The following is a 9,410-nucleotide window of genomic DNA, read 5'->3' on the forward strand; positions in this document are numbered from 1 at the left end:
CAAATCCCCATAGCTCGAACCCGCCGCACCGTCGCACCCTTTCCTGCCCGCGGTTTCCTCCCCTGAGGCTTATCAGACGCCTGCCCTCAGAACCCGCCGCACTCTCCGTGCCGGGCAGGCATCTGATAACCCTTAACATGATCGGACACGATCGCTAGAGGGCAACATCGGTTGCAACGCGTGGCCCGCTCATTCCTCGACAATCGTGCGCGGCAACAGGCGAGGCTGGTGGCGCGCACGACCTGAGCTCGGCTGAGGCGCCCGCCCTTACAGCTTCGGCCTGACGCTCCGCCACTCGGTGGCGTTCTCATAGGCGTGGCCGACGCGGAGCACGGTTGCGTCCTCGAAGGGCTGGCCCGCGATCTGCATCGATAGCGGCAAGCCGTCCTTGGAATAGCCGCAACACACGGAGAGCGCGGGCGCGCCCGTCACGTTGAACGGGCTCATGATCAGCTTGCCGCGGACACCGAACGAGGGCAGCTTCACCAAATCGGCGATGCGCGGCGCCGGCGTGCCGGAGCAGCCGGTCACCAGCGCATCGAGCTTGCGCATCGCGTCCGCGTAGATAGCGACGAGCTCGGCGCGGCGGCGGAGCGCCTGGATGTAGTCGACCGCGCGCAGCATCGCCCCGGAGACGAGTCGCTCGCGGGTGACCTTGGCGTAGTCTTGCGGCCGGGTCTTGAGGTCCTGCTCGTGTATGGCAAAGGCCTCCGCCTGCAGGATGACGCGGCAGACCGCATCCCAATCCGACAAGGGCGGCAGCTTGACCTCGACCAGCTTGGCGCCGAGCCGCTTCAGGACCTTGAGCCCTCCCTCGATCGCCTGGCGGGCTTCCGGCGTCGCCTCCATATCCATTTCATAGAAGTGGCGGACGACGCCGATCCGCATGCCGGCCACACCGCCCTTGAGCCCGCTGGTGGCGCGCGGCACGGCTCTCCTGGCGCTGGCTGGGTCGGCCGGATCATGGCCGGCGATCGCGTCCATGATGAGCGCGCAGTCTTCGACGGTCCACGCCAGAGGCCCGCAATGGTCGAGGGAGAAGGCGAGGGGAACGACGCCGGCGCGGCTGACCAGCCCATAGGTCGGCTTCAATCCGGCGACGCCGCAGAAGGCCGAAGGCCCGCGGATCGAGCCCGAGGTATCGCTGCCCATGGCCACCGGCAACAGGCCGGCGGCGACCGCGGCACCCGAGCCGGACGAGGACCCCCCGGTGAAGCATTCGGTGTTCCACGGATTGCGGGCCGGCGGAAACGGCAGATCGAAGGCCGGACCGCCGGTTGCGAACTCATGGGTGGCAAGCTTGCCCATGAGCACCATGCCGGATTGCGCCAGCTTCGCCGTCACCGTCGCGTCCGCCTTGGGCACGTTGTCGATCAGCAGCTTGGAATGGGCGGTGGTGCGGATACCCTTCGTTGAATAGATATCCTTGAGCCCGATCGGGATGCCGTGCAGCTTGCCGAGGCGCCGTCCCGCCTTGATCTCGCTGGTGGCCTTCCGCGCCGCGCGCCGCGCCGGCTCTACCAAGAGCAGCACGAAGCTGTTCAGCCGCTTGTCCAAGCGCGCGATGCGGTCCAAATACGCCTCGGCGAGCTCGATCGGCGTGAGCTTGCCTTGCCCGATCCGCTTGCTCGCTTCGGCAACGGTGAGGAAATGCAAATCGCCGGTCATGCCCTCAATCCCGGGCGCGGGCCGAGAAGATATGCGCGGGCTCGACCGCGTAGGGGAGGTCGTGGGGCAGGCTTTGCGCCATTTCCTGCATGAGCTTGTCCGCTTCCGCCCAGGCCGCCGCCAGTTCCGGCGAATAGTCGAGGCCGGCGCGCTCGCGGAGCAAGCGCACGGCGTCAATGGCTTTGTTGGTTTCTGACATTGACCTTCTCCTCTTTGCCTTCTCGCACCGAACTGCGATGCGATTGCCCCCACCCTAACCCTCCCCCGCCGAGGACGGCGAGGGAGGGACCAAAGTGCCTCTCAATCTCCCTCCCTCGCGCATGCGCGGGGGAGGGCCGGGGTGGGGGCCCTCCTTGGCCTAATCCGCGGCCTCGCGCGAGGGTTGCTTGGGAAGCTGACGTCGGCTTTCGGCGCCATCATCCCACCACTTGCCGGCGACCACCATGCCGGCCGAGACCAGCCGCTGATTGCCGATCAGGGTCTCGCCGACCACGTCGACATAGTGGTGCTTGCCCTTGACGAGGTCGATGACGACCGCATCGCCGGCGGCACCCGGCTTGAGCGTGCCGAGCTCGGGGCGACGCACCGCCTTTGCCGGGTTGCTGGTGGCGGCGCGGATGACGTCGCCGAGCGGCATGCCCATGCACAGGAACTTCGACAGCGTCACCAGATTGTCGTAGGCCGGCCCGTCGATCGACAGGATATGCACGTCGCTCGAGATGCAGTCGGGGTAGAAGCCATTCTCGATCATGGCGCGCCCGGTCTTGAAACCGAAAGACCCGGCGCCGTGGCCGACATCGAAGTAGATGCCTCGGGCGCGGGCCTCCAGGATCTCGGCCCTGACCCGCTTGCCGCCGTCGATGGGGGCGTTGGGGAACGGGCGGAAGCAATGGGTCAGCACGTCTCCGGGCCGGAGGCGGTCGAGCACGTCGCGGCGCGAGGGCGGCGGATGGTCGAGATGGCACATGACCGGCATGCCGAGATCGTCGGCGACCTCGATCGCCATGTCGAGCGGCAGCGCGCCATTCGAGCCGCTGGCGTTGCGCCCGACCCTAACCTTGATGCCGACGACGAGGTCGCGGTTGGCGGCGGCCACCTCGCGGCAGGCGGCCGGATCCATCAAGCGGATGTCCTGGCACTCGCCGACCATGGTGGTGAAGCCGAAGGCGTAGATGCCCGGGAAGGAGATGTTGAGATAGGCCAGCACGCGGACCGGGCAGGGCTCGATCACGTGGCGGCGGAAGCCCATGAAGTTGGCCGGCCCCGCGGTCCCGGCATCGATGAGCGTGGTGCAGCCGCCCTGGCGCGCCGTCAGCTCCGGATCCAGCCCGATCGAGGTGCCGAGGTGGTAGACGTGGGTGTGCAGATCGATCATGCCGGGGGTGACGATCTTGCCGGAGACGTCGCGGATTTGGCCCTTCGGCGCCTTCAGATCCTTGCCGACCGCAGCCACCTTGCCGCGGGTAAAGGCGACGTCTGCAACCGCGTCCATGTCCTGGCTCGGGTCGATCACCCGGCCGCCCTTCAAGACAAAATCGTACATAAGAGTTCCCTCGTGGCTGGACCTATAGTATTCGAAAAATCTTTCCGACCGGCAAGATGAAGGTTCATCCGATGGAAATCGAGTGGTCGCGCCTGAAGGCGCATGAGCTGCGCAACTTGGCGCAGCGCGACGCGATCGTGCTGGTGCCGATCGGCGCCACCGAGCAGCACGGGCCGCACCTGCCGGTCATGGTCGATGCCAGGCTGGCGAGCGAGGTCTCGCTGCGCGCCGCCCGCATCGTCCAGGAGAGCGAGCCCATCGCCGTGCTGCCCACCATCTGGTTCGGCATGTCCGAGCATCACATGCGCCTGGGCGGCACCATCACGCTCGACTTCCCGACCATGCTGGCGGTCATGCGCTGTGTCGTGCGCTCGCTCACCCAGCACGGCTTCAAGCGCATCTTCGTGCTGAACGGCCATGGCGGAAATACGGCTCCCCTCGAGGTCATCGTCACCGAGCTCACCATCGAGTTCAAGATCCCGCTGGCCTACGGAACCTATTGGGGTATCGCCCAGGGCGAGATCGCGAAGATCCTCGAGCGGCAGAAGGCGCTCCTGCATGCGTGCGAGGCGGAGACCTCGATGATGCTGGCCCTCCATCCCGACCTCATCAATCGGGACGAGCTGAGCCAAGCGCATGGGCCCTATATTCCCGGCGCCTCGGCGATCGCCGGGGCCAATCCTCAGGCCTATCGCTGGCGCTACATCTCGACCCGCTCGCCCAACGGCGTCATCGGCGAGGCCGCCACCGCCACCCCGGAAAAGGGCGAGCGCCTCTTGGAAGCCATCGCCGGCGAGCTGGCCGCGGCCCTCACCACCAAGGCGTTCTGGACGGCGCCGATCTGAGGATGGGACCCCGAGTGATGCCTCTCGACGCCGCTGATTTTACTTTCCCTCCCCCGCCGCAGGCGGGGGAGGGTAGGGTGGGGGTCGTCTGCGGCGTGCCCCCACCCCAGCCCTCCCCCGCCTGCGGCGAGGGAGGGAGCAAGAAGGTCGGCTGTACCGACCTACTTCACCTCCACGATCGCCTCGATCTCGACGGTAATCCGGCTGGGCAGGCTGCCCATGCCGACGGCGGAGCGCGCATGGCGGCCCTTGTCGCCGAAGACCTCCACAAAGAGGTCGGAGCAGCCATTGATCACCTTCGGCTGATCGCCGAAATCCGGAGCGGCGTTCACCATGCCCAGCACCTTGACCACCCGGTTGACGCGGTCGAGATCGCCCAAGGCCTCCTTCATGACCGTGATCAGGACGAGCCCGACCGAGCGGGCATGCTGGTAGGCCAGCTCGATCGTGACCTCGGTGCCGACCTTGCCGGTGGGCCGCGGCTTGCCTTCGGGCGCCAGCGGCCCCTTGCCGGCGAGGTAGAGGAGATTGCCGGTCTGGACCCAATGCACATAGTTGCCCCCGGCTTGCGGCACCGGCGGCAACTCGATCTTGAGCTCCTTCAAGCGCGCCTCGATCTTCATGGATCTGTCCTTGGTTTGACGACGGAAGGAGGCGACTTTAATCGCTCCCGGGCCGGCATGCAGCAGCGCCGCAGGCGGGCGGCGGTTGATCGCCGCTTAGGCACGCGGCCGGGCCGCTGCAAGTTCACCGGGCAGGCGCTGGGGGACGGTCTGTCGCCATGCAGGCTGCGCCGCGACCGCTTGGCCGTGGTCGGCCTTGCCCGGTTCGGGCCGGGCGACAGCAAAACGGCTGGGTTCAGAACGGGATGCCCGTTCCGGTTGCGGGCCGGAGGCGGGAAGCGGAAAGCCGCATTGACGGGATGGCATGCATTTCGCACACTCGCCCGCAAGCTGACAAAGAATTTACAAGAACAAGGCAGTGCGGCGTATGCTGACGGCGTCTGGGGGCGCGGCAAAAGCCGCGAGGCGGAAGCATTGTGGTTGGCAACGACCGGTCGGGCGCATGGCGTCGGGCGGGCGGTTGCAACCGCGTGCAGCGTTCACCTCGAGCCAGTTTGACGGCGCGTCCCGCGGCTGCGCCAACGGCATGAACGACAGGTAGGCTGACCGCCATGTACGCGTTTCTCATCCGCCGCCTCCTTGCCACCATCCCGGTCATGGCCGTGGTCGGCGTCTTCGTCTTCTCGCTCTTGTTCTTGAGCCCGGGCGATCCGGCCGCGATCATCGCCGGCGATCTCGCCACCGCCGACGACATCGCCCGCATCCGCGAGAAGCTGGGCTTGGACGAGCCGTTCCTGGTGCAGTTCGGCAAATGGGTGTGGGACCTGGCGCAGGGCAATCTCGGCGTCTCCATCTTCTCCAATCTGCCGGTCTCGCGTCTCATTCAGCAGCGGCTCGAGCCGACCTTGATGCTCTCCAGCGTGACCATGATCTTCGCCGTCAGCCTGGCGGTGCCGATGGGTGTGGTGGCGGCGTGGAAGGCGGGCTCGATCATCGACCGCGCGGTCATGGCGTTTTCGGTGCTGGGATTCTCCTGTCCGGTGTTCGTCGTCGGCTATCTGCTGATCTATACCTTCTCGATCCAGCTCGAGTGGCTGCCGGTCCAGGGCTACACCCCGATCGCTCGCGGCTTGCGTCCCTTCGCGGAGAACCTGGCGCTGCCGATGCTGGCGCTGGGCTCCGCCTACATGGCGCTGATCGCCCGCATGACCCGCACCTCGGTTTTGGAGGTGTTGGCCGAGGACTACATCCGCACCGCGCAGTCGAAGGGCCTGGCGACGCCGAACGTGCTGATCGGGCATGCGCTCAAGAATGCCGCGATCCCGATCGTCACCGTCATCGGCTACGGCGTGGCGCTCTTGATCGGCGGCGCGGTGATCACCGAGAGCGTGTTCGCGATTCCGGGGCTCGGCCGGCTCACCGTCGATGCCATCCTGCGCCGCGACTATCCGATCATCCAGGGGGTGATCCTGGTGTTCAGCGGCATCTATGTGGTGATCAATCTCGCGGTCGACATCCTCTACACCTTCCTCGATCCGCGCATTCGCTACTGAGCGCCTAGAGCCCAAGGGATGAGCCGGACCCGACACGTGGACCTGAGAGATCGAACAAGGAGACGCTGGTCATGACCGCCACCACCCCGGCCGCCCTGGAAGCGATCGAGATCAGCGAGGAAACGCGGCTTTCGAAGTTCCTCTACTTCGCCAGGCGCAATCCGACGGTGATGATCGGCTCGAGCATGCTGCTCCTGATCGTTGCCATGGCGATCTTCGCGCCGCTCATCGCCCCGGGCGATCCCCTGGCGCTGGCGCCGGCCCGCCGCCTGAAGCCGCCCTCGGCGCAATACTGGTTCGGCACCGACATGTTCGGCCGCGACGTCTATACAAGGACGATTTACGGCGCCCGCATCTCGCTCATCGTCGGCAGCTTCGTCGCCGTGATCTCGACCGTCATCGGGCTCACCATCGGCCTCATCAGCGGCTATGTGCGCCAGGTCGATGCCATCGTCATGCGCATCATGGACGGCCTCATGTCGATCCCGGGCATCCTCATCGCCATTTCGATGATGGCCTTGAGCCGCGCCTCGGTCCGCACGGTCATCATCGCCATCTGCGTGCCGGAGATCCCGCGCGTGGTGCGCCTGGTCCGCGGCGTGGTGCTCACCATCCGCGAGATGCCCTATATCGAGGCCGCGAAGTCGATCGGAACCCGGTTCCACTGGGTGCTGATCAAGCACATCCTGCCGAACACCTTCGCGCCGTTGATCGTGCAGGCGACCTTCATCTGCGCCGCTGCGGTGCTGATCGAAGCCGGCTTGAGCTTCATCGGCGCCGGCACGCCGCCCAATATCCCGAGCTGGGGCAATATCATGGCCGAGGGCCGCACCTTCTTCCAGATCGCCTTCTGGATCATCCTCTTTCCCGGGCTGTTCCTTTCGGTGACGGTGCTGGCGATCAATCTCCTGGGCGACGGTCTGCGCGATGCGCTGGATCCACGCCTGGCCCGGCGCATGTGAGTGTCGGGACGATGACCGCACAGACGATGCAGACGTCGCGCCCCGCCGCGGCGGCGACGCCCGCCGACACCATTCTCGAGATCAACGACCTCAAGACCTACTTCTATACCCGCGACGGCATCGTGAAGGCCGTCGACGGGGTTTCCTACGATCTGAAGAAGGGCGAGACCTTGGGCGTGGTCGGCGAGTCCGGCTGCGGCAAGTCGATCACCGCCTTGTCGATCTTGAGGCTCATCGCCAAAGGCGGCCGCATCACCGGCGGCGAGATCAAGCTCGCCGGCAAGAACCTCTTGGACTTGTCGGAAGAGCAGATGCGCGGCATCCGCGGCAACGATATCTCGATGATCTTCCAGGAGCCGATGACCTCGCTCAACCCGGTCCTGACCGTCGGCCGGCAGATCTCCGAGACGCTCATGCTGCACCAGGGCCTGTCGCGCAAGGACGCCCTCGACAAGTCGGTCGAGATGCTGCAGCTCGTGCGCATTCCCGAGGCGCAGCGGCGGGTCACCGAATATCCCTTCCAGCTCTCCGGCGGCATGCGCCAGCGGGTGATGATCGCCATGGCGCTTGCCTGCAATCCGCAGGTGCTCATCGCCGACGAGCCGACCACCGCGCTCGACGTCACCATCCAGGCGCAGATCCTGCAGCTCATGCTGGAGCTGAAGGAGAAGCTCGACACCGCGATCATCCTCATCACCCACGATCTGGGCGTCATCGCCGAGACCGCCCAGCGCGTGGTGGTGATGTATGCCGGACGCAAGGTGGAAGAGGCGCTGGTGGACGATCTCTTTGCCCGGCCGATGCATCCCTACACGCTGGGCCTGATGAAATCCGTGCCGCGTCTCGACAAGGTCGCCTTCGACGTCGAGCACCGGGCGCGGCTCATGGAGATTCCGGGCATGGTGCCGGCCTTGAAGAACATGCCGCCGGGCTGCACCTTCGCGCCGCGCTGCGGCTTCGCCACCGACAAGTGCCGCACCCAGTATCCGCCGATCGAGGAGAAGGTGCCCGGCCACCATGCCGCCTGCTGGCATACCGACCGTGTCTTGGAGGCTGCTCGTGGCTGATGCTGCCGTCGCGGGGCGGGCGCAGTCCCGCATCTCTTCCAGGGGCGGGCCGCTGCTCGAGGTGACCAATCTCAAGAAGCATTTCCCCATTCGCAAGGGCGTTTTGAGCCGGGTTTCCGGCCATGTCTTCGCCGTTGATGGCGTGTCCTTCTCGATCAAGCACGGCGAAACCTTGGGCCTTGTCGGGGAGTCCGGCTGCGGCAAGTCGACCGTGGGGAAATGCATCCTCAAGCTGATCGATCCCACCGACGGCGAGGTCAAGCTCAACGGCGAGCTCATCTCGCGGCTGAAGGAGCACGACCTGCGCCCCTACCGCCGCGACATGCAGGTGATCTTCCAGGATCCGTATTCCTCTCTCAATCCGCGCATGTCGGCCGGCGACATCGTCGGCGAGCCCATGCTCAACTACAATATCGCCAAGGGACGGGAGAAGGACGACAAGGTCTCTCAGCTCTTCGCCAAAGTCGGTCTTCGCCCCGAGGCCATGCGCAAATACCCGCATGAGTTCTCCGGCGGCCAGCGCCAGCGCCTCGGCATCGCCCGTGCGCTCGCGGTCAATCCAAGCTTGATGATCGGCGATGAGCCGGTCTCGGCGCTCGACGTCTCGGTCAGGGCCCAGGTGATCAATCTGATGCTGGACCTGCAGGGCGAGTTCAACCTCTCCTACCTGTTCATCTCCCACGATCTGGCCGTGGTCGAGCACATCAGCCACCGCGTGGCGGTGATGTATCTGGGCAAGATCGTCGAGATCACCGACAAGCGGTCCTTGTTCACCTCGCCGCAGCACCCCTACACCGAGGCGCTGCTATCGGCGGTGCCGATCCCCGAGCCGAAGATGAAGCGCAAGCGCATCATCCTGACCGGCGACGTGCCGAGCCCGATCAAGCCGCCGCCCGGCTGCCGCTTCCACACGCGCTGTCCCTATGTGATGGATCACTGCAAGGTGGTGGAGCCGCCGGTCCAGGAAGTGCGGCCCGGCCATTTCGTCGCCTGCCATCTGCGCCAACCCGGCGGCACGCCCGCAGTGGCATAGCCCCGGATTTCATTGTGCGTGGTGAACCCCCACCCTAACCCAACTTGCGCAGAATCGGCATAGCGGTCGAGCAGAATCAATCTGTTAGCCAGAAAGTCGGCACTACATTTCGGCGTTGATGATAGTGCTCTCAGGCGCTGAGGGCGACGGCCGGCTGCTCGATCTCGCTGAGGCGC

At 65.9% G+C, this 9,410-nt stretch carries 9 protein-coding genes; 5 read left to right on the plus strand and 4 right to left on the minus strand.

Annotated features, from left to right (window positions below; genetic code table 11):
- Nucleotides 1-267: 267 nt before the first annotated feature.
- The 3 genes from HY058_16940 to HY058_16950 form a co-directional block, all read right to left on the minus strand.
- Nucleotides 268-1,668 carry an amidase gene (locus tag HY058_16940; protein MBI3498982.1) on the minus strand — a complete coding sequence of 467 codons (1,401 nt, stop codon included), beginning with the start codon at nucleotides 1,666-1,668 and terminating at the stop codon, nucleotides 268-270.
- 4 nt (nucleotides 1,669-1,672) lie between these two features.
- Nucleotides 1,673-1,867 (minus strand): hypothetical protein, encoded by a 195-nt coding sequence (locus HY058_16945; GenBank protein ID MBI3498983.1) that lies wholly within the window; start codon nucleotides 1,865-1,867, stop codon nucleotides 1,673-1,675.
- 159 nt (nucleotides 1,868-2,026) lie between these two features.
- Nucleotides 2,027-3,211 carry an amidohydrolase/deacetylase family metallohydrolase gene (locus HY058_16950; GenBank protein MBI3498984.1) on the minus strand — a complete coding sequence of 395 codons (1,185 nt, stop codon included), beginning with the start codon at nucleotides 3,209-3,211 and terminating at the stop codon, nucleotides 2,027-2,029.
- Nucleotides 3,212-3,282: 71 nt separating this feature from the next.
- On the opposite strand from HY058_16950, the gene HY058_16955 reads away from it, so the two are divergent.
- On the plus strand, nucleotides 3,283-4,056 hold the full coding sequence (locus HY058_16955) for a creatininase family protein (GenBank protein MBI3498985.1): 774 nt from the start codon (nucleotides 3,283-3,285) through the stop codon (nucleotides 4,054-4,056).
- Between the two features lie 161 nt (nucleotides 4,057-4,217).
- On the opposite strand, the gene HY058_16960 is transcribed toward HY058_16955, so the two are convergent.
- A complete protein-coding gene (locus HY058_16960; GenBank protein MBI3498986.1) occupies nucleotides 4,218-4,679 on the minus strand; it encodes a RidA family protein in 462 nt (153 codons plus the stop codon).
- 551 nt (nucleotides 4,680-5,230) lie between these two features.
- Here HY058_16960 and HY058_16965 point away from each other — a divergent pair.
- From HY058_16965 to HY058_16980, 4 genes are all read left to right on the plus strand, one after another.
- Nucleotides 5,231-6,172 (plus strand): ABC transporter permease, encoded by a 942-nt coding sequence (locus HY058_16965; GenBank protein ID MBI3498987.1) that lies wholly within the window; start codon nucleotides 5,231-5,233, stop codon nucleotides 6,170-6,172.
- Nucleotides 6,173-6,243: 71 nt separating this feature from the next.
- Nucleotides 6,244-7,134 carry an ABC transporter permease gene (locus HY058_16970; GenBank protein MBI3498988.1) on the plus strand — a complete coding sequence of 297 codons (891 nt, stop codon included), beginning with the start codon at nucleotides 6,244-6,246 and terminating at the stop codon, nucleotides 7,132-7,134.
- A gap of 26 nt (nucleotides 7,135-7,160) precedes the next feature.
- A complete protein-coding gene (locus tag HY058_16975) occupies nucleotides 7,161-8,201 on the plus strand; it encodes an ABC transporter ATP-binding protein (protein MBI3498989.1) in 1,041 nt (346 codons plus the stop codon).
- Complete coding sequence (locus HY058_16980) at nucleotides 8,152-9,234, plus strand: dipeptide ABC transporter ATP-binding protein (protein MBI3498990.1); 1,083 nt, start codon at nucleotides 8,152-8,154, stop codon at nucleotides 9,232-9,234. The genes HY058_16975 and HY058_16980 overlap by 50 nt, the downstream gene beginning before the upstream one ends.
- Nucleotides 9,235-9,410 lie beyond the last annotated feature (176 nt).

The organism is Pseudomonadota bacterium (assembly GCA_016195085.1).
GTDB lineage: Bacteria > Pseudomonadota > Alphaproteobacteria > SHVZ01 > SHVZ01 > JACQAG01.